24 protein-coding genes and 3 pseudogenes are annotated in these 21,765 nt (G+C 65.2%); 15 read left to right on the forward strand and 12 right to left on the reverse strand.

The genetic code is table 11. The features are described 5' to 3' along the window. Positions 1-87 precede the first annotated feature (87 nt). The 5 genes and pseudogenes from PMI38_RS01920 (at position 88) to PMI38_RS26970 (ending at position 5,730) form a co-directional block, all read left to right on the forward strand. Complete coding sequence (locus PMI38_RS01920; RefSeq protein ID WP_008089970.1) at positions 88-396, forward strand: DUF485 domain-containing protein; 309 nt, start codon at positions 88-90, stop codon at positions 394-396. Next, a pseudogene (locus tag PMI38_RS01925) lies at positions 387-1,955 on the forward strand (cation acetate symporter); the annotation flags it as partial. The gene PMI38_RS01920 and the pseudogene PMI38_RS01925, both read left to right, overlap by 10 nt. Positions 1,956-1,982: 27 nt before the next feature. Beyond that, positions 1,983-3,215, forward strand: a complete 1,233-nt coding sequence (locus tag PMI38_RS01930; protein WP_008089974.1) for an OprD family porin — start codon at positions 1,983-1,985, stop codon at positions 3,213-3,215. 32 nt (positions 3,216-3,247) lie between these two features. Next, positions 3,248-5,317 (forward strand): phenylacetic acid degradation bifunctional protein PaaZ, encoded by a 2,070-nt coding sequence (gene paaZ, locus PMI38_RS01935; RefSeq protein ID WP_008089975.1) that lies wholly within the window; start codon positions 3,248-3,250, stop codon positions 5,315-5,317. Between the two features lie 245 nt (positions 5,318-5,562). Continuing rightward, positions 5,563-5,730, forward strand: coding sequence for a hypothetical protein (locus PMI38_RS26970; protein WP_008089978.1), 168 nt, complete (start codon positions 5,563-5,565; stop codon positions 5,728-5,730). Here the strand turns inward: PMI38_RS26970 and PMI38_RS26275 are convergent. After that, positions 5,688-5,975 (reverse strand): DUF6555 family protein, encoded by a 288-nt coding sequence (locus PMI38_RS26275; protein WP_008089980.1) that lies wholly within the window; start codon positions 5,973-5,975, stop codon positions 5,688-5,690. The genes PMI38_RS26970 and PMI38_RS26275 overlap by 43 nt on opposite strands. 117 nt (positions 5,976-6,092) lie before the next feature. Then, positions 6,093-6,251 (reverse strand): annotated as a pseudogene (locus PMI38_RS26280) (general stress protein); the annotation flags it as partial. Positions 6,252-6,534: 283 nt separating this feature from the next. Here PMI38_RS26280 and PMI38_RS01945 point away from each other — a divergent pair. Then, positions 6,535-6,933 (forward strand): NUDIX hydrolase, encoded by a 399-nt coding sequence (locus PMI38_RS01945; RefSeq protein ID WP_008089983.1) that lies wholly within the window; start codon positions 6,535-6,537, stop codon positions 6,931-6,933. Positions 6,934-6,956: 23 nt separating this feature from the next. Here PMI38_RS01945 and PMI38_RS01950 read toward each other — a convergent pair whose 3' ends face one another. Both PMI38_RS01950 and PMI38_RS01955 read right to left on the reverse strand, forming a co-directional pair. Next, on the reverse strand, positions 6,957-7,508 hold the full coding sequence (locus PMI38_RS01950; protein WP_008089986.1) for an ATP-dependent Clp protease proteolytic subunit: 552 nt from the start codon (positions 7,506-7,508) through the stop codon (positions 6,957-6,959). 48 nt (positions 7,509-7,556) lie between these two features. Further along, complete coding sequence (locus PMI38_RS01955; RefSeq protein WP_008089988.1) at positions 7,557-7,943, reverse strand: low affinity iron permease family protein; 387 nt, start codon at positions 7,941-7,943, stop codon at positions 7,557-7,559. A 169-nt stretch (positions 7,944-8,112) separates the two neighbouring features. On the opposite strand from PMI38_RS01955, the gene PMI38_RS01960 reads away from it, so the two are divergent. From PMI38_RS01960 to PMI38_RS01975, 4 genes are read left to right on the forward strand one after another with little or no spacing between them, the layout of a single operon-like run. Then, positions 8,113-8,886, forward strand: coding sequence for an endonuclease/exonuclease/phosphatase family protein (locus PMI38_RS01960; protein ID WP_008089990.1), 774 nt, complete (start codon positions 8,113-8,115; stop codon positions 8,884-8,886). Beyond that, a complete protein-coding gene (gene clsB, locus PMI38_RS01965; protein ID WP_008089992.1) occupies positions 8,883-10,085 on the forward strand; it encodes a cardiolipin synthase ClsB in 1,203 nt (400 codons plus the stop codon). Before PMI38_RS01960 ends, clsB begins: the two co-directional genes overlap by 4 nt. Further along, positions 10,085-11,044: a lysylphosphatidylglycerol synthase domain-containing protein gene (locus PMI38_RS01970; RefSeq protein ID WP_008089995.1), complete on the forward strand. Its 960-nt coding sequence runs from the start codon at positions 10,085-10,087 to the stop codon at positions 11,042-11,044. The genes clsB and PMI38_RS01970 overlap by 1 nt, the downstream gene beginning before the upstream one ends. Before the next feature lie 29 nt (positions 11,045-11,073). Beyond that, positions 11,074-11,505 (forward strand): hypothetical protein, encoded by a 432-nt coding sequence (locus PMI38_RS01975; RefSeq protein WP_008089997.1) that lies wholly within the window; start codon positions 11,074-11,076, stop codon positions 11,503-11,505. A gap of 208 nt (positions 11,506-11,713) precedes the next feature. Here the strand turns inward: PMI38_RS01975 and PMI38_RS01980 are convergent, their stop codons facing one another. Both PMI38_RS01980 and PMI38_RS01985 read right to left on the reverse strand, forming a co-directional pair. Continuing rightward, on the reverse strand, positions 11,714-11,944 hold the full coding sequence (locus PMI38_RS01980) for a metallothionein (protein ID WP_008089999.1): 231 nt from the start codon (positions 11,942-11,944) through the stop codon (positions 11,714-11,716). A gap of 2 nt (positions 11,945-11,946) precedes the next feature. Beyond that, a complete protein-coding gene (locus PMI38_RS01985) occupies positions 11,947-12,408 on the reverse strand; it encodes a hypothetical protein (protein WP_008090001.1) in 462 nt (153 codons plus the stop codon). Positions 12,409-12,566: 158 nt separating this feature from the next. On the opposite strand from PMI38_RS01985, the gene ligD reads away from it, so the two are divergent. The 5 genes from ligD to PMI38_RS02010 are packed head-to-tail and all read left to right on the forward strand — an operon-like array spanning position 12,567 to position 18,111. Beyond that, positions 12,567-15,050: a DNA ligase D gene (gene ligD / locus PMI38_RS01990; RefSeq protein ID WP_008090003.1), complete on the forward strand. Its 2,484-nt coding sequence runs from the start codon at positions 12,567-12,569 to the stop codon at positions 15,048-15,050. Next, a complete protein-coding gene (locus PMI38_RS01995; RefSeq protein ID WP_008090004.1) occupies positions 15,047-16,090 on the forward strand; it encodes an acyl-CoA dehydrogenase family protein in 1,044 nt (347 codons plus the stop codon). The genes ligD and PMI38_RS01995 overlap by 4 nt, the downstream gene beginning before the upstream one ends. Further along, complete coding sequence (locus PMI38_RS02000) at positions 16,087-16,842, forward strand: PIG-L deacetylase family protein (RefSeq protein WP_008090006.1); 756 nt, start codon at positions 16,087-16,089, stop codon at positions 16,840-16,842. The genes PMI38_RS01995 and PMI38_RS02000 overlap by 4 nt, the downstream gene beginning before the upstream one ends. Positions 16,843-16,852: 10 nt before the next feature. Continuing rightward, positions 16,853-17,452: a class I SAM-dependent methyltransferase gene (locus PMI38_RS02005; RefSeq protein ID WP_008090007.1), complete on the forward strand. Its 600-nt coding sequence runs from the start codon at positions 16,853-16,855 to the stop codon at positions 17,450-17,452. Further along, entirely contained in the window at positions 17,449-18,111 is a 663-nt protein-coding gene (locus tag PMI38_RS02010) for a glycosyltransferase (RefSeq protein ID WP_008090008.1), read from the forward strand. The genes PMI38_RS02005 and PMI38_RS02010 overlap by 4 nt, the downstream gene beginning before the upstream one ends. An 11-nt stretch (positions 18,112-18,122) precedes the next feature. Here the strand turns inward: PMI38_RS02010 and ku are convergent, their stop codons facing one another. The 6 genes and pseudogenes from ku to PMI38_RS02035 form a co-directional block, all read right to left on the reverse strand. Next, the gene (gene ku / locus PMI38_RS02015; protein ID WP_008090010.1) at positions 18,123-18,983 is read right to left on the reverse strand and encodes a non-homologous end joining protein Ku; all 861 of its coding nucleotides are present in this window, start codon (positions 18,981-18,983) and stop codon (positions 18,123-18,125) included. 10 nt (positions 18,984-18,993) lie between these two features. Continuing rightward, positions 18,994-19,122 carry a PSPA7_2676 family Cys-rich small protein gene (locus PMI38_RS27685; RefSeq protein ID WP_008090012.1) on the reverse strand — a complete coding sequence of 43 codons (129 nt, stop codon included), beginning with the start codon at positions 19,120-19,122 and terminating at the stop codon, positions 18,994-18,996. Positions 19,123-19,212: 90 nt separating this feature from the next. Beyond that, positions 19,213-19,803: a phosphorylase family protein gene (locus PMI38_RS02020; protein ID WP_008090014.1), complete on the reverse strand. Its 591-nt coding sequence runs from the start codon at positions 19,801-19,803 to the stop codon at positions 19,213-19,215. A 126-nt stretch (positions 19,804-19,929) separates the two neighbouring features. Further along, a complete protein-coding gene (locus PMI38_RS02025) occupies positions 19,930-20,148 on the reverse strand; it encodes a KGG domain-containing protein (protein WP_008090016.1) in 219 nt (72 codons plus the stop codon). Between the two features lie 127 nt (positions 20,149-20,275). Further along, entirely contained in the window at positions 20,276-21,577 is a 1,302-nt protein-coding gene (locus PMI38_RS02030) for an NTP/NDP exchange transporter (protein WP_008090018.1), read from the reverse strand. A 4-nt stretch (positions 21,578-21,581) separates the two neighbouring features. Beyond that, positions 21,582-21,765 (reverse strand): annotated as a pseudogene (locus PMI38_RS02035) (aldo/keto reductase); the annotation flags it as partial.

Below are 21,765 nucleotides of genomic sequence, written 5' to 3' on the forward strand. Positions count from 1 at the left end.
GGGCTTGCCCCGCGAAGAGGCTCTCTGCAACACCGCAACACCCGCGTGACCTCATAAAACAATTACAAAACCCAGAGATCGCTTGCCATGACCCCCGAACACATCGAAAGCATCAGCAATCACCCCGACTTCCAGCACCTGGTCCGGCGCAAGCGCCGTCTCAACGGCACCCTGACCCTGGCCATGCTGGTGATCTACTACGGCTTCGTCCTGCTGGTGGCGTTCTCCCCCAGCACCCTCGGCCAATCCCTGAGCGGCGGCGTGACCACCGTCGGCATGCTGGTCGGTGTGCTCATGGTGCTGCTGTCGTTCGCCCTCACCGGCATCTACGTGCACCGCGCCAACAATGTGCTCGACCCGCTCAACGACAAGGTCAAGCAGGAGTGCGCGCAATGAACTGGACCGCCATCTCGATGTTCATGGTGTTCGTCTGCTTCACCTTGCTGGTGACCCGCTGGGCCGCCCTGCGTACCCGCTCGGCCAGCGACTTCTACACCGCAGGCGGCGGCCTGACCGGCATGCAGAACGGCCTGGCGATCGCCGGTGACATGATCAGCGCCGCGTCCTTCCTGGGCATATCCGCGATGATGTTCATGAACGGCTACGACGGCCTGCTGTATGCCCTGGGCGTGCTGGCCGGCTGGCCGATCATCCTGTTCCTGATCGCCGAGCGCCTGCGCAACCTGGGCAAGTACACCTTCGCCGACGTGGTGTCGTACCGCCTGGCGCAAACCCCGGTACGCCTGAGCTCGGCGTTCGGCACCCTGGCCGTGGCGCTGATGTACCTGGTGGCGCAGATGGTCGGCGCCGGCAAGCTGATCGAACTGCTGTTCGGCATCGACTACTTGTACGCGGTGATGCTGGTCGGTGTGCTGATGGTCGCCTACGTCACCTTCGGCGGCATGCTGGCCACCACCTGGGTGCAGATCATCAAGGCAGTCATGCTGCTGTCGGGCACCACCTTCATGGCCTTCATGGTGCTCAAGCACTTCGGTTTCAGCACCGAGGCGATGTTCGCCAGTGCCGTGGCCGTGCATGCCAAGGGCCAGGCGATCATGGCGCCGGGCGGCCTGCTGTCGAACCCGGTGGATGCGATTTCCCTGGGGCTGGGCATGATGTTCGGCACGGCGGGCCTGCCGCATATCCTGATGCGCTTCTTCACCGTCAGCGATGCCAAGGAAGCGCGCAAGAGCGTGTTCTATGCCACCGGCTTCATCGGCTACTTCTACCTGCTGCTGATCGTCATCGGCTTCGGCGCCATCGTCATGGTCGGCACCGAGCCTGCCTACCGCGATGCCGCCGGCGCGATCATCGGCGGCGGCAACATGGTCGCCGTGCACCTGGCACAGGCAGTAGGCGGCAACCTGTTCCTCGGCTTCATCTCCGCCGTGGCGTTCGCCACCATCCTTGCCGTGGTCGCGGGCCTTGCGCTTTCCGGCGCTTCGGCGGTGTCCCACGACCTTTATGCCTGCGTGGTGCGCAAAGGCCAGGCCACGGAACAGCAAGAAATGCGCGTGTCGCGTATCGCCACCCTGGTGATCGGCATGCTGGCGGTGGTGCTGGGCCTGGTGTTCGAGTCGCAGAACATTGCCTTCCTCTCTGGCCTGGTGCTGGCCGTGGCGGCGTCGGTCAACTTCCCGGTGCTGCTGCTCTCGATGTTCTGGAAAGGCCTGACCACGCGCGGCGCGGTCATTGGCAGCATGGCCGGCCTGGTGTCGGCGATCGTGCTGGTGGTGCTGGGCCCGGCGGTGTGGGTCAACGTGCTGCACAACCAACAGGCGCTGTTCCCCTACAGCAACCCTGCGCTGTTCTCCATGAGCCTGGCGTTCCTCAGTGCCTGGGCGTTCTCGGTGACGGACAGCTCCGAACGTGCCCGTGAAGAGCGTGGGCGCTACCTGGGCCAGTTCATCCGTTCCATGACCGGAATCGGCGCCGCCGGCGCCAGCAAGCACTGATCGTTGACTCTGTCGGGTATAACAACAATGAACCGCATGCACCTGAAATCCGCCGCCTGGCTGGCCACCCTCGCCCTGCCCTTGCCGGCCGTGGCCGACTTCATCGGCGACAGCCATGCGCGGCTGGACCTGCGCAACCACTACATCAACCGCGACTTTCGCCAGGACAATGCGCCCCAGGCCAAGGCAGAAGAATGGGGCCAAGGCTTCACCGCGCGCTTCGAGTCCGGTTTCACCGACGGCCCGGTCGGCGTCGGCCTGGATGCCATGGGCCAGTTGGGCATCAAGCTCGACTCCAGCCCAGACCGGCGCAACACCGGGCTGCTGCCGTTCGGCCCGAACAGCCATGAACCGGTGGACAACTACAGCGAACTGGGCCTGACCGGCAAGGTACGCGTGTCCAAGAGCACCCTGCGCATGGGCACCCTGCAGCCGATGCTGCCGGTGGTCATGTACAACGACACGCGCCTGTTGTCCTCGACCTTCCAGGGCGGCCAGCTGACCAGCCAGGACATCGGCAACCTGACGCTCAACGCCGGGCGTCTGGACAAGGTCAACCTGCGTGATTCGTCCGGCCGCGACGACATGGGCCTGGGCGCCGCCACCAGCGATCACCTGGATTTCGCCGGTGGCAGCTACGCGATCACCCCACAGACGACCGTCAGCTATTACTACGGCAAGCTCGAAGACATCTACCGCCAGCAGTTCGTCGGCCTGGTCGACACCCGCCCGCTGGGTGAAGGCTTGAGCCTGCGCAGCGACCTGCGCTACTTCGACAGCCGCAACGACGGCGCCGAGCGCGCCGGCAACATCGACAACCGCAACTTCAACGCCATGTTCACCCTGGGCGTGCGGGCCCACAAGTTCACCGCCGCCTGGCAACAGATGTCCGGTGACAGCGCCTTCCCGTTCGTCAATGGCGGCGACCCGTTCACCGTCAACCTGGTGACCTTCAACACCTTCACCCGCGCCGGGCTCGACTCCTGGCAGCTGCGCTACGACTACGACTTCGTCGCGCTGGGCATTCCCGGCCTGAGCTTCATGACCCGCTACACCGACGGCCGCCACGCCGAAACCGCCACGGTCAGCAATGGCCGTGAGCGCGAGCGTGACACCGACCTGACCTACGTCATCCAGAGCGGCCCGTTCAAGGACGTGAGCCTGCGCTGGCGCAACGTCACCTTCCGTTCCGGCAATGGCCTGACCAACGCCGTGGACGAAAACCGCCTGATCATCGGCTACACCCTGGCGCTGTGGTAACAGCGCCCCCCTATTCGAGAATGGAGAACAGCATGTCTGACGCCCCAACCCTGCAGAGCTTCATCGCCGGTCGCTGGATCGGCCAACACGGCGCCCAGGCCCTGCGCAGTGCCCTCGACGGCCACGTCCTGGCCTACAGCCACGAAGAGCGCCCGGATTTTGCCGAAGCCGTGGACTTCGCCCGCGCTCGCGGCCTGGCCGCGCTCATGGCCATGGACTTCCAGCAGCGCGCCGCGCGCCTCAAAGCGCTGGCCCTGTACCTGGCCGAGCGCAAGGAGCAGCTCTACGCACTGTCCCACCACAGCGGCGCTACCCGTGCCGACAGCTGGATCGACATCGAAGGCGGCAATTCCACCTTGTTCGCCTACGCGGGCATCGGCAGCCGCGAGCTGCCCTCGGGCAACCTGGTGCACGAAGGCCCGGCGATCCCGCTGGGCAAGCAAGGTCATTTCGCCGGTAGCCATATCCTGGTGCCGCGTGCGGGCGTTGCCGTGCACATCAATGCCTTCAACTTCCCGATCTGGGGCATGTTGGAAAAGTTCGCCCCGACCTTCCTGGCCGGCATGCCTTGCATCGTCAAGCCCGCGACCTCCACCAGCTACCTGACCGAAGCCGTGGTGCGCCTGATGAATGCCTCGGGTCTGTTGCCCGAGGGCAGCCTGCAACTGGTGATCGGCAGCACGGGCGACCTGCTCGACCGCCTGCAGGGCCAGGACGTGGTGACCTTCACCGGTTCCGCCGACACCGCCGCCAAGCTGCGCGTCACACCGAACCTGATCCGCCACTCGGTGCCGTTCACCGCCGAGGCCGATTCGCTCAACTGCGCCATCCTCGGCCCGGATGTCACGCCGGACAGCGAAGAGTTCGAGCTGTACATCAAGGAAGTGGTCCGCGAAATGACCACCAAGGCCGGGCAGAAATGCACCGCCATCCGCCGCGCCATCGTACCGGCCAAGCACCTGGACGCCGTCGCCACGCGCCTGCGTGAGCGCCTGAGCAAGGTGGTGGTCGGCGATCCGTCGGTGGAAGGCGTGCGCATGGGCGCCCTGGCCTCCCATGATCAGCAGCGTGACGTTGGTGAGCGCGTGCAGAGCCTGCTGCAGAGCTGCGATCAGCTGTTCGGCGCCAGCGACGGCTTCAGCCCACGTGGCGAAGGGGTTGCCGAAGGTGCCTTCTTCGCCCCAACCCTGCTGCAGGCCCGCGACCCGCATGCCGAGGGCGGTGCCCACGATATCGAGGCGTTCGGCCCGGTCAGCACGCTGATGGCCTATGACGACCTGGACGAAGCCCTGGCCCTGGCCGCGCGCGGCAAAGGCAGCCTGGTCGCCTCGCTGGTAACCGCCGACCGCGCCGTGGCCGCCAAGGCCATCCCGGTCGCCGCCGCCTGGCACGGTCGCCTGCTGGTGCTGGACAGCGAAGCTGCGAAAGAATCCACCGGCCACGGCTCGCCGCTGCCACAGCTCAAGCACGGCGGCCCCGGCCGCGCCGGTGGTGGCGAGGAGCTGGGCGGTCTGCGCGCGGTCAAGCACTACCTGCAGCGTGCTGCCGTACAGGGTTCGCCGAGCATGCTCAGCGCCGTAACTGGTGAGTATGTGCGCGGTGCCGAGGTGATCGAGACCGAAGTGCATCCGTTCCGTCGCTACTTCGACGAGCTGCGCATCGGCGAGTCGCTGCTGACCCACCGCCGCACCGTGACCGAAGCGGACCTGGTCAACTTCGGTTGCCTGTCGGGCGATCACTTCTACATGCACTTCGACGAGATCGCGGCCAAGGAATCGCAATTCGGCAAACGCATCGCCCATGGCTACTTCGTGCTGTCGGCGGCGGCCGGGTTGTTCGTGTCGCCGGGTGCAGGACCGGTGCTGGCCAACTACGGGCTGGATACCCTGCGCTTCATCAACCCGGTGGGCATCGGCGACACCATCCAGGCGCGCCTGACCTGCAAACGCAAGATCGACCAGGGCAAGACCAGCCCGCTGGGGCAGCCGCAGGGTGTGGTGGCGTGGGATGTGGAGGTGACCAACCAGCTGGGTGAGCTGGTGGCCAGCTATGACATTCTGACCTTGGTGTTGAAGCGGGAGGGTTCAGAGGCAGGTCGGTAGAAGTTTACCGCCCTTGAAATCGAGCGCCGCCTTCGCGGCGCTTCGCGGGACAAGCCCGCTCCCACAGGTTCGCCGCAAACGTCAGCAAATGGGGTGTACCTGTGGGAGCGGGCTTGTCCCGCGAAGAGGCCGGTCCAGACAACTCAGCACGTACCTGACGCCATTGGTCGGGGCTGGCTGCACATAAAGCGATCATCCTCTCCTGCGCAGCACTCCAACGTGCATCAACCACCGCGGAGACTGTCATGAACGACCTACTGCAAATGGGCGGCGGCAACGCCCAGGATGACTGGCCCGAACTGGACCCGGAACGCAACGACCGGGCCGACGACCCGGATGCCGACCCCAACGTCGCCGACGACGATCAGCGTCAGCCTGGCGTACCGGCCAGCGACCCCGAATCGGGCGCTTGATGGGTCGACTGGGGTTTGTCCCCGGACACCCGCCAACGCACTTCGGTAATCCCGTACCGCTCGGCCATGGGCCTGCTGACCTTCTTGATCTTCTCCCGTCCGAACTTGGGAATGATGCCGATCCCCGCATCGCAGCTCGCCCAATGCCAAGCCTCGGCGTTGTCCAGCCGGTCCAGGCGAATGATGAAGTTGCGCGGCTCACCGTGCAGTTGGTAGTCGATGATGTACAGCTGGGGATTAGGCATCACGCGGCCCTCCTGTTCTCCATGGATGACACTTCATGGAGTGATGCCGCGCAGGAAAGATTCAAAAAATTGTCGAACAATCTGAAGCGAGGCCCGCAGGCCCCGCTGATTCGCTGTTCAATGGGGCTGACGCCCGCCACCGTGGCTGTTCTGCCCACCCTTGCGGCCTGCTTGCGCTGCCCGCTCACGGTCATTGGCAAAATTGCCGCCAGAAGCCTGGCCGCCCTTGTGGCCTGCGCGGGATGCTCGCTCGCGGTCATTGGCGAAGTTACCGGGGTTGGTTTCCTTGCTGCCGCCACGTCGTCCGGTCCGCTCTTGCTCATCCGACATGTCGTATCTCCTTGCATTGTGATGGATTTGGACGCATGAATCGTTGCCATGCCCTGTTTCCGAACCATTGCGGCGCGCGTCTGCTCAATCGGATTGACCGGGGCTGACCGGTGGCACGAAACACCGCCAAGGCAAATGCTTGCGCACAGGATTTCGGCGTTGAACAGAACGTTCATTGCAACACGCTGACCAATCCCTTAAACAACAGGGATTCACCGCAGGAGGTTGCATGAAGCCAGTCAAACACCGGGCAACCATCATCTGCCGGCATGGCAAGCACACGCACAAATGGCTGTGGGTGCGAAAATCCAAGGGGGCGTGGACCTTGCCGGGTGGCAAGGTCGAGCCCGGCGAGACGCCCCGCCAGGCGGCCATGCGCGAGTTGCTGGAGGAAACCGGGTTGCAGGCTGACGAACTGACCTTCTTGATGCGCTACGAAACGCTGGAGCGGGTGCATTACGTATTTGCCGCCGATTTCGCCGATGCACCGCGGCCAACGGCGCGCAAGGAGATCGCCGAGTGCTGCTTCCAGCACCTGGAGCAGCTGCCAGCGCTCAAGTGCGAGATCAAGCGGTTGATCCAGGCCCTGCTCGCCTGCGACCGGGTGCTGGCCGCTTCGGTGCGCTAAACCCAGCCGCTTCGGTGCCACCGTCACGCATGCACGCTCCACTGGGCAACCTCGGCCTCCATGGGCATTTCATCGATGGCCTGGATCATTCCGCTGTCCAGCGCCTCCTGAGGCCCCAGGATACGCGGATAGGCCATCAGGTAGCGCGTTGTGTCCAGCACCTCGCTGGCGCCCTCGGTACGTTCGGCGACGATCTGCGCGTACAGCCGCAAGTCATAATCCAGGCTCATCGCATACTCGGCCATGCGCGCATGGTCCACCGACCCGTGCAGCGTCCAGTGGAACGGGTGGAACAGGAACTTGCTGCGGGCGCAGGCGGTGCGGTGGTCGCCGGCAAGGAACAGGATATTGCCCATCGACTCGACGGTGCCCAGGTTATGGGTATGCAAGGGCACCGGCAGGCCGCGCAGGAAGTTGTACAGGGTGAAGCCGTAGCTGCACTCCCCGCCCATCGTGGCGATATTCAACTGCACCACGTCAGCGCCCTGTTGCAGTGCCTTGCCACAGGTGTTGATCAGGTTGCCGCAAGTGGATGAATTGATCGGTCCGGTGAAGTGGATGATGTGTCTGGCCATGCTTGCCTCCAAAGGTTGGCGGGTCATTCCAGTGAAACGGACAGACCTTCAGTCGCGTGCGTCTTCGTCGGTCGTTTGCCCATCGTCACTGCGCTCGCCCATCCGTTGATACTGCTTGCGCAGGGCATGCAACTGGGCGGGGTCCATGTCCTCCAGGTCCAGTAGCGCCTTGTGCGCACGGCGGGTGGTGCGCAGCAGTTCGTCGATCTTGATGTGCAGTTCGTCGTTGTCGCGGTTCTGGGTGTTCTGGATCAGGAACACCATCAGGAAGGTGATGATGGTGGTCGAGGTGTTGATCACCAGTTGCCAGGTGTCGTTGAAGTCGAACAGCGGTCCGCTGACGCCCCACACCAGGATCAGCAACAAGGCGACCCCGAAGGACCACGGGCGTCCGGTCCAATTGGCCAGCCATTGCGCGAAACGGTCGAATTTCATTCCAACGCTCCCAAGCAGGCTTTGTCCTTCGGTGGAAACGCCCACCACGGCAAAGTTCCCGCGCCTCGGACTGCCGGCCATTGATCAGACCACGCTGAACCGTTGCCCCTTCTGGTAGGTCGCAATTCCAGACGCCCTGATACGGAAGTGCCTTGCAATGGAGACGGCCATGAGCGATAGCTGCGCCAGACTGCCCGAGGTGGCCGCGGTGCACCGCCTGAACGTACTGACGATCAATGTGCACAAGGGTTTTACCCCGCTGAACCGGCGTTTCATCCTGCCCGAGTTGCGCGAAGCGGTGCGCGCCAGCGGTGCCGACCTGGTGTTTCTCCAGGAAGTACATGGCAGTCATGAGCAGCATGCCCAGCGCCATCCGGCGTGGCCGCAGACGCCCCAGTACGAATTTCTGGCCGACAGCATGTGGCCGCAGTTCGCCTATGGGCGCAACGCGGTCTACCCGCATGGCGACCATGGCAATGCCCTGTTGTCGAAATTCCCCATCGTCGAGCACCGCAACCTCGATATTTCGATCCACGGCAACGAGGAGCGCGGGCTGTTGCACTGTCGCCTGGACGTGCCCGGCCATGACCAGGTGCATGCGGTCTGCGTGCACCTGGGCCTGCGTGAAGCCCACCGGCAAAGCCAGGTGAGGCTGTTGCTCGACCTGCTGGACAGCTTGCCGGCCAGCGCGCCGGTAATCATCGCGGGCGATTTCAACGATTGGCGCCTGAAAGCCGATGCCGTGCTCTCGCAGCGCCTGGTGGAAGCCTTCGGCGAACGTTTCGGCAGCCCGGCGCGCAGCTTCCCGGCGCGTCTGCCACTGCTGCGCCTGGACCGCATCTACCTGCGCAATGCCATGCCGTGCAAAGCCCAGGTGCTGTCCAAATACCCGTGGTCGCACCTGTCCGACCATGCCCCGTTGGCTGCGGAGATCAACCTGTGAACAGACCTTGGGTGGAGGGCAACAGCGTCGAGCTGTTGGTCAATGGCGAGGGGTATTACCCCCGCGTGTTCGAGGCCATGGCCCAGGCGCAGGAAGAAATCCTGCTGGAAACCTTCATCATCTACGACGACAAGGTCGGCCAGCAGTTGCAACAGGTATTGATCGAAGCTGCGCAGCGCGGTGTTCGGGTGGAGCTGGCGGCAGATGGCTACGGCACGGCAGACCTGCCGGACGCCTTTCTTGCGGCGATGACCGAGGCGGGCGTGAGCTTTCACGCATTCGATCCGCAACCGCGCCTGGCCGGCATGCGCACCAACCTGTTCCGCCGCCTGCACCGCAAGATCGTGGTGGTCGACGGCAAGCGCGCGTTCATAGGCGGGATCAACTACAGCGCCGATCACCTGGAAGACTTTGGCCCGATGGCCAAGCAGGACTATGCCGTGGAGGTCTGTGGGCCGGTGGTGGCGCAGGTGCATGCGTCGAGCCGGCGGCTGATGGCGCCGGTGCTCGATCCGCCCAGCGAGGTCCGCCCCGCCGTCGCCAGCGCCGGGTCGGCCAGCGCCGTGCTGGTCGAGCGCGACAATGCGCGGCGCAGCACCGAGATCGAGGCCTGCTATCTGGAGGCCTTTCGCAGCGCACGTCAGCGCATCGTGGTGGCCAATGCCTACTTCTTTCCCGGCTACCGCCTGTTGCGCGAGATGCGCAATGCCGCGCGACGCGGCGTAGAGGTCACGCTGATCCTGCAAGGCCAGCCGGACATGCGCTGGGTACGCGCCCTGTCGCGGCTGCTGTACAACTACCTGCTGCGCGATGGGGTGCATATCCACGAGTACTGCCAGCGACCGCTGCACGGCAAGGTGGCGCTGGTCGACGATCAGTGGTCGACCGTGGGGTCGAGCAACCTCGACCCGCTGAGCCTGTCGTTCAACCTTGAAGCGAACCTGTTGATCCGCGACCGTGCCTTCAACCAGCACCTCTACCAGCACCTGACCGGGTTGGCCAGCGAACAGTGCAAGCGGGTGACCCTGGAACGCATGGTGCGCGGTTACTGGTGGCGCGCGCCGTTGATCTTCATGTGTTTCCACGTTATCCGCCACTTCCCGCGCATTGCCGGCTGGTTCCCCGCACATCGGCAGCGCCTGCGTTCGGTACAGCCCGAGGTGCAGGCCCAGGGCGACCTACACGAGGGCAAAACCTGATGACCGACAAACCCTGGCAGACCTGGGGCAAGCGCGTTCTGACCGTGCTGTTCATCGTGCTGATCCCGGTGCTGCTGTATACCCTGGCGCGCAACCTGGACTGGAACGAAGTGCGCCAGTCGCTGGTGGCGTACAAACCGAGCACCTTGATTGTCGGGTTGGGCCTGGCGTTGTGCAGCTACCTGACTTTTGCCAGTTACGACCTGCTGGCACGGGCCTATACCGGGCATCAACTACCGGCGCGTCAGGTACTGCCGGTGGCGTTCGTCTGCTATGCGTTCAACCTGAACTTCACCACCTGGGTCGGTGGCGTGGCATTGCGCTACCGGCTGTATGGCCGGCTGGGGCTGGACACGGCGACCATCACCCGGATCCTCACCCTGGGCCTGTTGACCAACTGGATGGGCTACATGCTGCTGGCCGGCACGGTGTTCGCCTTGCGCCTGGTCAAGTTGCCGGAAAGCTGGGCGCTAGGCGTGACCGGGTTGCAGGGGGTCGGCTTCGTACTGTTGGCGGTAGCCGTGGGTTACCTGCTGGCCTGCGCATTCGCCACACGGCGTACCTGGCACATCCGCGAGCACGAAATCACCCTGCCCTCGCTGCGCCTGGCGCTATGCCAGGTGGCGCTGGGGGCCAGCAACTGGGCGCTGATGGCGGCGCTGATTTACTGGTTGCTACCGGGTGATCTGTTCTATCCGTCGATACTCGGCATCCTGCTCATCAGTTGCGTGGCTGGCGTGGTGGCGCACATTCCCGCCGGGCTTGGGGTGCTGGAGGCCGTATTTCTGGCCCTGCTGCATGGCCAGCTGGGCCAGGGCAGCCTGGTGGCGGCGCTGTTGGGGTATCGCACCCTGTATTACCTGATCCCGTTGCTGCTGGCGGTGATTACCTACCTGGTCCTGGAGAAACGCGCCCGGACCATGCGCCAACGCGGTAAAGCGACGTTACGCAAGACCTGAACACGGGCCACGCGCCCGGGAGGTGGCACATGCGTTTATCCCTGTTGATGGTGATGCTGGGCAGTTTGGCCAGCGCCGAGGTGCTGGCCGAGGCGTGCGATGTGGTCACCCGCTCCTCTAGCGAGGCGGTCAAGCCTGTCGAAGGGCATACCTGCTACAGCTTCGGCAACATGCCAGCGGAGGCGATCAACTGGTCCTGCAGCAACGAGAGCAAGGAAATGCTCAGCACCGAGAAGCACAAGGTGGCCCGCTGCGCCGATGGCAGTGTCGGCAGTTGCATCGCGCCACTGACCCAGGAAGCCTTGGCCAATCCGAAAGCTGGTGGCGTCGGCGATGGGCCCTCGACGCGCCCCGCATTGCCCAAGGATGCGCGGGTGATCACCTACTACTACGACACGCCAAGCCTGGGCCAGGCCCGCAGCGATTGCGAGCGCAACAATGGTATTTGGCAGACGCACTGATGGCACCGGCTTTGCCGGTGTTCGCGGGACAAGCCCGCTCCCACAAAGATTTAGCTTCAGCCTGGTCCATGCGATTGGAACCGTACTGCGGGGAGCAACTGTCTTGCCCCCTTGACGCGACTCCTGTGGGAGCGGGCTTGCCCCGCGAACACCGGCAAGGCCGGTGCCATCCTCCGCATTGTCTGCTTCGCCAGACAAGACCGTTGCTTCAAGGTGAGATCGGGTCGCTGGCCGGGAAGGTCTCATCCAGCGCATTGTCCACCGTGCTCTCACGGGGCTGCGACGCCTCCGCACACTTGCAGTCGCCCATCCTGCACGGTTCACCGTCGCGATGCCCGGACGCACACGCTTCGCAGCAGTACGCCTTGCCGTTCTGCATCAGGGCGTTGCCGTCCACCGTGCAGGAACAATGGGGACACGCACAGCGTTGCTCGTTCATGGTCATTTCCTCGGTTTTTCATCGACGACATCATCCGTCCAGGGCTCGCCGTCCAACGGGTCTGAACGGGCCAGTTCGGCTTCGTCCAGGCCAATGCCACCGCCAATCTCGTGCTCGTCGACACTGCGCAGCATCTGGTCGGCCGGGCCGTCGTCGGTGCCGGGCTCCTCGTCGTCGCGCGCCCCGCTTTCATCCAGCAGGGTGTCCGGGCTCATGTCGTCCCAGGTGACGTTGTCCTCGTGCAGGCTGTCGCTCAGCGTCTCGCCACCGGTCATGCCGCTTTCGGCCACCCGCCGCGGGGGGAATTCCTCGTCCACTTCGCGTGCCGGGCGTTCATCCCCGACGCGGCCCTGGCGCTCGTCGTCGCGCTCGTTGAAATCCAGTTCGTGGACATTGCCCATGCGGTCTTCGGTGTCATCGATTTCGCGAGGGGTATAGGGCTTGGGGTTATCGGGTCGGGACATGTCAGCTCTCCGTCATCCAGGTATTTCAACTCGTTACAGGCTTTTGACTACCCCTGGAGGGCAATGATTCAGAGTTTTTCCGCTGGCGATTTTTTGAACTCGCCGGCGCCCTGCTCCCTCCCATTTCTAGAGACCCGCGTATCGTCCCGGAGCCCGTCATGGCCAAGCCCCTGCAGGAGTACCAGCGCAAGCGCGATTTCAACGCCACGCCCGAGCCCAGCGGCAAGCGCGGGCGTGCCAAGGCCCATGCCCTGCAGTTCTGCATCCAGAAACACGACGCCAGCCACCTGCACTACGACTTTCGCCTGGAGCTCGACGGCACGCTGAAAAGCTGGGCCATCCCCAAAGGCCCGTCCCTGGACCCGAAAGTGCGGCGCCTGGCCGTCCATGTTGAGGACCACCCGCTCGACTACGCCAGTTTCGAGGGCAACATCCCCGAGGGTCACTACGGCGCCGGCGACGTGATCGTCTGGGACCGTGGCATCTGGGAGCCCGAAGGCAACGCCCGGCAAGCTTATGCCAAGGGAAAGCTGCGGTTTCGCCTGCAGGGCGAGAAGCTCAATGGTGTGTGGAACTTGTTCCGCACCCACCTGGCGGGCAAGAAAGAGCAGTGGATGCTGGTCAAGTCCAACGACGGCGAGGCCCGCAGCGAGTCGGACTACAGCATCGTCGATGCCCAACCCGACAGCGTGCTGAGCGACCGTACGTTGGTACCACGCCATCCTGCCAAGGCCGCCAAGGCGCCTGGCAGGCGCAAACGGTCGGCCACGGGCAAGAAAGCGGCCTTGCCCGCCCAGCTGCACCCGCAGCTGGCTACCCTGGTCGACTCACCGCCCAGCGGCGACTGGCGTTACGAGGTCAAGTTCGACGGCTACCGGGTGCTGGCCCGTATCGAAGGCGACGATGTTCGCCTGTTCACCCGCAACGGCCATGACTGGAGCAGCAAGATGCCCAGGCAGGTCGAAGCGCTGCGCGCGCTGGGCCTCGATTCGGCCTGGCTCGATGGTGAGATGGTGGTCAAGGGCGAGCATGGCGTGTCTGATTTTCAGGCCCTGCAGAACGCCTTCGACACCGACAATGACGAGCAGATCGTCTACTACCTGTTCGACCTGCCCTACCTCGGTGGCCATGACCTGCGCCAGCTGCCCCTGGAGGACCGGCGCTCGGCCCTGGCCAAGCTGCTGGAGGACGAACAGTCCGAGGTGCTGGAATACTCCGCCGATTTCGACCAGCCGGTCGAGTCCCTGCTCGACAGCGCCTGCCGCCTGCAGCTCGAAGGCCTGATCGGCAAGCGCCTGGGCAGCCCCTACCTGGGCAAGCGCAGTGCCGACTGGATCAAGCTCAAGTGCAAGCAGCGCCAGGAGTTCGTGATCGTCGGCTACACCGATCCCAAGGGCAGCCGCACGGCCTTCGGTGCACTGCTGCTGGCCCTTCACGACAACGACAGCGGCCAGCTGCGCTACGCCGGCAAGGTCGGCAGCGGTTTCAGCGCCGCCACCCTGGGCACGATCCATGCCCGGCTCAAGCCCCTGGAAGTGGCCAAACCCGCCCTGGCCAACCCGCCGATCGGCGTCGAAGCCCGCGGCGTGCACTGGCTCAAGCCGCAACTGCTGGCAGAAGTCGCCTACGCCCAGATGACCCGCGACGGCTCGGTACGCCACGCGGTGTTCCACGGCCTGCGCGATGACAAGCCCGCCACTGCCATCGACCTGGAGCGCCCGATGCCCGGCAAGAAGATCCCCCGCCATCAGCCCCACGATGAGCCGCTGGGCGCCTTGCGCCTGACCCACCCCGACCGGGTGATCGATGCCACTTCAGGCGCCAGCAAGCGCGACGTGGCCGAGTACTACGCCCAGGTAATGCCTTGGCTCCTGCCCCAGCTCAAGGACCGTCCGGTGGCCCTGGTGCGCGCCCCGGAGGGCCTGACGGGCGAGCTGTTCTTCCAGAAAAATGCCGCCCAGCTGCATCTCCCCAACTTGCTCAGCTACGACAAAGCCGAGGCTGGCCAGGCGGCGATGGTCATCAATCGCCCCGATACCCTGCTGGGCGCAGTCCAGATGAACATGCTCGAACTGCACACCTGGAATGCCACCAACAAGGCCTTCGACAAGCCCGACCGCTTCGTGCTCGACCTCGACCCGGACCCGGCACTGCCGTGGAAAGCCATGCTCGACGCCACCCAGCTGACCTTGACGCTGCTCGACGAACTGGGCCTGAAGGTGTTTCTCAAGACCAGTGGCGGCAAGGGCATGCACCTCGTAGTGCCGCTGACCCGGCGGGCCGGCTGGGACGAGGTCAAGGACTTCAGCCACGCCATCGTCGACTACCTGGCCAAGCTGTTCCCCGACCGCCTCAGCGCCGTGTCGGGGCCGAAGAACCGGGTCGGGCGGATCTTCATCGACTACCTGCGCAACGGCCAGGGCGCCACCACCGCCTGCGCCTATTCCCTGCGCGCCCGCGAAGGGCTGCCGGTGTCGGTGCCGATCTGGCGCGAGGAGCTGGCTCAACTCAAAGGTGCCAACCAATGGCATATCGGCAATCTGCATGAGCGCCTGGCCGACCTCGACGACCCCTGGGCCGACCTGGCCAAGACCCGCCAATCGATCACCGCGCGCATGCGCAAACAGATGGGGATGGCATGAGCATCATCCAGGATTTCGACTTGAACACCCTCGACAGCCTGTTGCGCACGTTCAGCGAACGGCCGCAGGCACTCAACCTCGACACCAAGCTGGCCGAGCTGATGCAGGCGCTGCTGGCTGACCACCTCGACCTGCTGCCACTGCCCGGCCAGGGCCATACCCTGCAGCGCTGGCAGACCCTGGCGCGGGTAGCCGGCTGCGACCTGGCACTGGCGAAACTGTACGAGGGGCATACCGACGCCCTGGCGATCCTGGCCGAATGTGGCGCCGCGCACCGGGTGGGTGATGCCGTATGGGGCGTGTGGGCCGCCGAGCCACCCGATGCCCGTGCACGCATCGTCGCCCGGGACGGCGACCAGGTGCGCCTGGCCGGGCGCAAGGCCTGGTGCTCCGGCGCCCTGCAGATCGACCGCGCGCTGATCACCGCCTGGGCCGAGGATGACCAGCCGCAGCTGGTGGCCATCGAACTGGCCCATACCCGCCAGCGCCTGCAGGTCGAGCACTGGCAGGCGGTCGGGATGGCCACCACCACCAGCGTCGAGGTCGAATTCGACGATGCGCCCGGCATTGCGGTCGGCCAGCCAGGCCAATACCTGACGCGTCCGGGCTTCTGGCATGGCGGCGCGGGCATTGCCGCCTGCTGGTACGGCGCCGCCGAGGCCCTGGCCGACTACTTGCGCGAGCATTGCCGCAAACCCCACCCCGATCCCCATGCCCAGGCGCATCTGGGCGCTGTCGACGCTGCCCTGTGTGGCGCCCGGGCAGCGTTGCGTGCGTGCGCCGCCTGGATCGACCGCCAACCGGGCGCCGACGCCAGCTTCGAGGTACGCCGCGTGCGTGCCCAGGTGGAACAGTCGGTCGAACAGGTCATCCACCATGTAGGCCGCGCGCTGGGCGCAACGCCGTTCTGCCGCAGCAGCCACTTCGCCCGGCTCAGCGCCGACTTGCCGGTGTTCCTGCGCCAGAGCCACGCCGAACGCGACCTGGCCACCCTTGGACAGCAGCTGGCCCAGGTGCCGGCAGGAGCCTGGCAGCTATGAGCGAGAACCTGATCCAGGCCAGCAACGGCACGCCCTGGGCCGCCTGGCAGCAGTCGGCGCACCTGGCCCGTGCCGGTTGGCTCACCCCCGATCAGCTGTGCCCGCCAGGCCGGCGCCTGGTACTGCTGGCCCCACACCCGGATGACGAGATCCTCATGGCCGGCGGCCTGCTGGCGGGTATGCACGGTCGCGAGCAGGACCTGCTGCTGGTTTCCGCCACCGACGGCGAAGGCAGCCACCCGGACTCGTCGACCTGGACCGAACACCGTCTGCGCCGCCAGCGACCGCTGGAAAGCCGGCATGCCTTGCAACAGCTGGACCTGGACCTCAACCAGCTGGATTGGCGGCGCTTGCACCTCAAGGACGGCGCCTTGCCCCGCGACGAAGCGTTCCTGGTCAACCACCTGAACCAGTTGCTCAGGCCCGAAGACCTGCTGATGACCACCTGGCGTGGCGACGGGCACTGCGACCACGAGACACTCGGCCGCGCAGCGGCACAAGCGGCCCAGGCGCGCAAAGTGCAGTTGGTCGAAGTGCCGGTATGGGCCTGGCACTGGGCGCAGCCCGACGACCCACGGCTGCCCTGGTCACGGGCGCACCGCATCGCCCTCGACGAATCCCGCCTGGCCCGCAAGCGCCAGGCCCTGGCCGCGCACCATAGCCAGCTGGAGCCGGACCAGGAGCGACCTGCGGTACTGCCGCCCGACCTGCTGGAATGTCTGCTGCAGCCGTTTGAACTGGTCTTTATCTAGGGGATTGGTCATGAGCCTCGATGCGCACTATTTCGCCGACCTGTACGCCCACGACGAGGACCCTTGGGCGTTCCGCACGCGCTGGTACGAGCGGCGCAAGCGCGATCTCCTCATGGCTTGCCTGCCGCGCCAGTACTACCAGCGCGTTTTCGAACCGGCGTGCGCCAACGGCGAGCTGAGCGCCGCGCTGGCCGAGCGTTGTGCCGAACTGCTGTGCCAGGACCTTGACCCGACGGCCGTGCGGCTGGCGCGTGAGCGCCTGGCCGCCATGCCCAATGCCACGGTCGTCGAGGGCCGGCTGCCTGTCGACTGGCCGGGTGGGCGATTTGACCTGATCGTGCTCAGCGAACTCGGCTATTACATGGACCCGACCGACTGGTTGCAGGTCATCGAGCAGACAGTGGGCAGCCTGACCTGCGACGGCGGTGTTCTGGCCTGTCACTGGCTGCACCCGATCGCCGGCTGCCCGCAGGATGGGCGTCAGGTTCACCACCTGCTGGCCAGGCACCTGCCGTTGTATCCGGTTTGCCGCCACGAGGAAGCGGACTTCGTGCTGGAGTACTGGTCGTGCCAGCCCAGCGTGGTCGATCTGCAAGAGACCTGCCCATGATCGCGGTGGTGATCCCGGCGCACAACGAAGCCCGGCGCCTGGGCCGTTGCCTGAAGGCCATGGCCGCGGCAGTGGCGGTGGCCGAGCAGGCAGGCCATCGGGTCGAAGTGCTGGTGGTACTGGACCGTTGCGTCGATGGCAGTGCCGCCGTGGCACGGCAGCATGGCGTGCATACCCTGGCGGTGGAAGCTGGCTGCGTCGGCATGGCGCGGCGGCTCGGGGCGGCGCTGATGCTCGAGCGCGGTGCCTGCTGGCTGGCCTGTACCGATGCCGATAGTCAGGTCCCGCCACACTGGCTGTTGTCACAGCTCGCCTGCACCGCCGAAGTGGTCTGCGGCACGGTGCATATCGCGCATTGGCAACCCTGGCAACGCGCCGCACTGCGCAAGCGCTACCTCAGTGGCTATCAGGCCTGCGAGGGACACAGGCACATCCACGGTGCCAATCTGGGCGTCTGTGCGCAGGCTTATGAACGCGTCGGGGGATTCCGGCCGCTGGCGGCCCATGAGGACGTGCAACTGGTGCATGACCTGGAGGCCAGCGGCGCGCAGATCGTGTGGACGGCCAAACATAGCGTGGCGACCAGCAGCCGCCGCGATAGCCGGGCTCGGGACGGGTTTGGCGATTATCTGGCGCGTCTGGACTCGACGTTGCAGTAGCACTGCCCGCGTCAGGACGCCTTGCGCGGGCGCTTGGCCGGTTTCTTCTCTGCCGGTGCCTTCTCTGCCGGTGCCTTCTTGCCGCCCTTGCCGCCGAGGCTGCGCTTGAGCAGTTCGGTCAGGTCGATGATATCGGCGCCCTTCTCTGGCACCGCTTCGCCCTTGTCCACCACGCTGATCTTGCCCTTGCTGGCCTTTTCCTCGACCAGGTCCATGATGGTATGGCGGAAGGCGTCATGGTATTCGTCCGGCGCCCACGTCCCGCTCATGTCCTCGACCAGGCGCTTGGCCATGTCCAGTTCACGCTTGTCGACCTTGGTTTCGGTCACGCTCTTGTCCAGCTCCAGCGACTCCACCCCACGCACCTCGCCAGGCCAGCGCAGGGTGATCATCACCAGCGCATCCTCCAGCGGGCGCAGCAGCGCCAGGTGCTGACGGGTGTGCAGCACTACCGTGGCCAAGGCGACCTTGCCGGTGCTTTCCAGCGTTTCGCGCAACAGCGCATAGACCTTGCCGCCACGACGGTCGGGGCTGAGGTAGTAAGGCGTATCGAAGTGCTGCAACGGGATTTCGCTGGCGGCCACGAAGGAGAAAATGTCGATGGTTTGCGTCGCTTCGGGCCGAGCGCTGCGGATTTCTTCCTCGCTGATCACCACGTAGCGGCCCTTCTCGAACTCGACGCCCTTGACGATGTTGTCCTTGTCGATGTCCTTGCCGGTGACCTTGTTGATCCGCTTGTAGCCCACCGGCTCCATGCTGCGCTTGTCGAGCCAGTCGAAATCGACCCGTTCGGTGCGCACGGCGGTGTTGAGCGAGACCGGGATATGCACCAGGCCGAAACTGATCGCCCCTTTCCAGATTGCCCTGGCCATGGCGAGCCTCCTAAGGTTGCAGCGGTTGGCTGGAGCGCATCGCGCCGCAGCGCTCGCACTGTTGGCAGACCAGGCCATTGGCCTCAGCGCTCACCAGGGTACGCCAGTGGCAGCCACGCAGCAGGCAGACAAGGGTCATCAGCCACCTCCTTGGGCCCGAAAAAGTCGGGCGCTTACTTGAAGTGACTGCGCGGCGCCGTGAAGGTTTACTCCAATTGCGCCGTGGCCCTCAGCCTTCGCTGCCGAACAACACGCGCTTGAAGGCCTCCGCCGCCAGGTGGACCTGCACCGACCAGTCGTCCGCTGCGTCACTGCCCGCATCATCGGAGATGTATTTCAGGCACACGAAGGGAATACCCTCCGTGCGGGCGATCAGGGCCAGCACATAGGCTTCCATGTCGACGATGTCGTAGGGCGACTCGCCGTGGTTGACCTCGAAGCTGTCGCCGCTGCCGCAGGTCCCCAGTGGCAGGCCGGGAATGGCCTCGCCATGCTCCAGCAGTACCGGGATGTCCGACAGCGGCGTCTCGTAGCGGGCGAAGCCCAGTGGGGTCACGTCCATGTCGCGCTGCACGAAGCGCGTGCAGCACACGACTTCGCCTTTGCCGTAGCGCTGGCTGCCGGCCGAGCCGAGGTTGACGATGAGCTTGGGGCGATGCTGCTGCACCGCTTTGGTCAGCGCGATGGCGGCATTGACCTTGCCGATGCCCGTGAACACCGTGTTGACGTCGGCGAACACGCTACCGGCTTCGGCTTCAAGGGCGAAGACGAACAGGGTGTCGGCGAGGGAGATATGGGGGAATTGCTTGATGAGCAGCATGGCGCGGGCGGTTCCGAATGGCTTGCGAGGGCGCAGCCATTGTCGGCAAACGCTGCCCGAATGCAAGTGTTCGGCAAACCTTGCGCCATGCAGTGCCAGGTCGCCCCGGCACTGCGCAGGCTTCAATTACGAGCGGCCGCCCTTGTGGCCTGACTCGCGGTCCTTGTTCATATCGGCATCCTTCCGGCCCGATTCGCGGTCCTGGCTCATGCCGCCGCCGGAGGACTGCCCGCCCTTACGTCCGGCGTCGGAAGCTTTTTGCCGGTCATTGGCGAAGTTGCCTGGGTTCTTGGTGCCACCCTGGCCGCCCTGGCTGCCGGTACGGCTGTTCTCTTTGTTAGCCATGGTCTGAAACCTCATGTGACTTCGGAAATGCACGGCAGAACGCCGTACATAGGTTCGGAGTTCGGCGATAGCGAGGGATTCGTTTTATCGCCAAGCGTTCGGACCGGTGGCGTTAAATAAACGGGCGTTACTTATTTGGTGCGCCGGGTTGTCCGTCGCTGCTGTCCAGTTGACGCTGGCGCCTGCCCAGCCAGCCCCCGGTCAGGCCCCAGCCCACGGCGATCAGCGCGCCGATCAGCATGGCCAGCTGCGGGTGCTCGGCGAACACGTCCAGCGCCCGCTTGACCCAGCCACTCAAGGCGTCACCGCCCCGATAGACCACGGTATCGATGAAGTTCTTGGCCTTGTACTTGTCCTCGGCCGGCAACACCGTGAAGAGCATTTCTCGCCCCGGCCTTACCAGCGCGTACTCGCCTGCCCGGCGAACCACCATGACCACCACGAAAACCGCAAACACCGGAGCCAGCGCCAACCACAGGAAACCTGCCGCCATCACCAGCGGCACGGCCACCAGCAGCACGCCGACGCCCATGCGCCTGGCCAGGCGCCCGGTAATGAACACCTGGGTAAGGATCGCCAGTGCCTGGACCACGCTGTCGATCAGGCCGAATACCTGGGTCTGGCGGGTGCGGTCGGTGAACGTTTCGCTGACGATGCGGGCCTGCTCGAAATACAGAAACGTACTGACGCTGGCCAGCAGTACGACGAACAAGGCGATGCCCAACAGATACGGCGAACGCAGCACGGCCGTTGCCCCGGCGAAGGGATTGCCGCCCAAAGGCCGCGAGCCGGGTTGTTCACTCGCCGCAGGCAAGGGGTGGCGGTCGCGCCAGCGCTGCAGGTACTCGGCCGCGACCATGCTGCCGAGCAGAAACAGGCCCGCCAGCATGACCAGGCCCGCATGGCCCAACGGCGCGACCAGCAGCGCGCCCAGAATCGGGCCGCTCAGCCCGCCCAGGCTCGCACCCGCCGCCAGCAGGCCGAACAGGCGCTTGCCCTGCTCGCTGGCGAACAGGTCGGTCAGCACGCTCCAGGCCAGCGAAATGGTCAGCAGGTTGAACACCGACAGCCAGATATAAAAGGCCCGCGCCTGCCCTACGTCGTCCGGCTGACGGGCGAACAACACCGCGAACAGCAGCAAATTGCTGACAAAGAACCCGTAGGTCCAGTGCAGGATATGCCGCCGCCGCACCTTCGAGGCCAGCCAGCCGAACAGCGGCAGGCATGCCAGGGTGGCGATGAAGGTGCCGGTGAACAGCCACTGCAGGTTGTCGACACCCCCGGCCACACCCATGGTCTCGCGCACCGGGCGCAGCATGAAGTAGCCGGTGAACAGCAGGTAGAACAGTGCAAGCCCCGCGACAACGGCCGGCCCCTCGCCAGGCCGGATGTTCAGTCCCTGCTCCAGCTGTTTGCGCCAGCGGGCCATGGCCTTAGCCGAACTGCTGGATCAGCGCCTGTTGCTGCGCCTGGCTGAGCAAGGGTTCATGCCCGGCCTTGAGTTGATCGAGCTGGCGCTCGGGGCGGCCCGTCGCAGGGATTACCGTGGTCACCGCCGGGTGGCTGATGGCGAACTTGAGAAACAGCTGCGCCCAGCTGCCGATGCCGGCTTTCGCC

The sequence above is a fragment of the Pseudomonas sp. GM84 genome, assembly GCF_000282535.1.
In the GTDB taxonomy this organism is placed as follows: Bacteria; Pseudomonadota; Gammaproteobacteria; order Pseudomonadales; family Pseudomonadaceae; genus Aquipseudomonas.

Coding starts and splice junctions, on each gene's coding strand:
- PMI38_RS01920 (WP_008089970.1), top strand. CDS start 88: ATGACCCCCGAACACATCGAAAGCATCAGCAATCACCCCGACTTCCAG.
- PMI38_RS01930 (WP_008089974.1), top strand. CDS start 1,983: ATGAACCGCATGCACCTGAAATCCGCCGCCTGGCTGGCCACCCTCGCC.
- paaZ (WP_008089975.1), top strand. CDS start 3,248: ATGTCTGACGCCCCAACCCTGCAGAGCTTCATCGCCGGTCGCTGGATC.
- PMI38_RS26970 (WP_008089978.1), top strand. CDS start 5,563: ATGAACGACCTACTGCAAATGGGCGGCGGCAACGCCCAGGATGACTGG.
- PMI38_RS26275 (WP_008089980.1), bottom strand. CDS start 5,975: ATGCCTAATCCCCAGCTGTACATCATCGACTACCAACTGCACGGTGAG.
- PMI38_RS01945 (WP_008089983.1), top strand. CDS start 6,535: ATGAAGCCAGTCAAACACCGGGCAACCATCATCTGCCGGCATGGCAAG.
- PMI38_RS01950 (WP_008089986.1), bottom strand. CDS start 7,508: ATGGCCAGACACATCATCCACTTCACCGGACCGATCAATTCATCCACT.
- PMI38_RS01955 (WP_008089988.1), bottom strand. CDS start 7,943: ATGAAATTCGACCGTTTCGCGCAATGGCTGGCCAATTGGACCGGACGC.
- PMI38_RS01960 (WP_008089990.1), top strand. CDS start 8,113: ATGAGCGATAGCTGCGCCAGACTGCCCGAGGTGGCCGCGGTGCACCGC.
- PMI38_RS01970 (WP_008089995.1), top strand. CDS start 10,085: ATGACCGACAAACCCTGGCAGACCTGGGGCAAGCGCGTTCTGACCGTG.
- PMI38_RS01975 (WP_008089997.1), top strand. CDS start 11,074: ATGCGTTTATCCCTGTTGATGGTGATGCTGGGCAGTTTGGCCAGCGCC.
- PMI38_RS01980 (WP_008089999.1), bottom strand. CDS start 11,944: ATGAACGAGCAACGCTGTGCGTGTCCCCATTGTTCCTGCACGGTGGAC.
- PMI38_RS01985 (WP_008090001.1), bottom strand. CDS start 12,408: ATGTCCCGACCCGATAACCCCAAGCCCTATACCCCTCGCGAAATCGAT.
- ligD (WP_008090003.1), top strand. CDS start 12,567: ATGGCCAAGCCCCTGCAGGAGTACCAGCGCAAGCGCGATTTCAACGCC.
- PMI38_RS01995 (WP_008090004.1), top strand. CDS start 15,047: ATGAGCATCATCCAGGATTTCGACTTGAACACCCTCGACAGCCTGTTG.
- PMI38_RS02000 (WP_008090006.1), top strand. CDS start 16,087: ATGAGCGAGAACCTGATCCAGGCCAGCAACGGCACGCCCTGGGCCGCC.
- PMI38_RS02005 (WP_008090007.1), top strand. CDS start 16,853: ATGAGCCTCGATGCGCACTATTTCGCCGACCTGTACGCCCACGACGAG.
- PMI38_RS02010 (WP_008090008.1), top strand. CDS start 17,449: ATGATCGCGGTGGTGATCCCGGCGCACAACGAAGCCCGGCGCCTGGGC.
- ku (WP_008090010.1), bottom strand. CDS start 18,983: ATGGCCAGGGCAATCTGGAAAGGGGCGATCAGTTTCGGCCTGGTGCAT.
- PMI38_RS27685 (WP_008090012.1), bottom strand. CDS start 19,122: ATGACCCTTGTCTGCCTGCTGCGTGGCTGCCACTGGCGTACCCTGGTG.
- PMI38_RS02020 (WP_008090014.1), bottom strand. CDS start 19,803: ATGCTGCTCATCAAGCAATTCCCCCATATCTCCCTCGCCGACACCCTG.
- PMI38_RS02025 (WP_008090016.1), bottom strand. CDS start 20,148: ATGGCTAACAAAGAGAACAGCCGTACCGGCAGCCAGGGCGGCCAGGGT.
- PMI38_RS02030 (WP_008090018.1), bottom strand. CDS start 21,577: ATGGCCCGCTGGCGCAAACAGCTGGAGCAGGGACTGAACATCCGGCCT.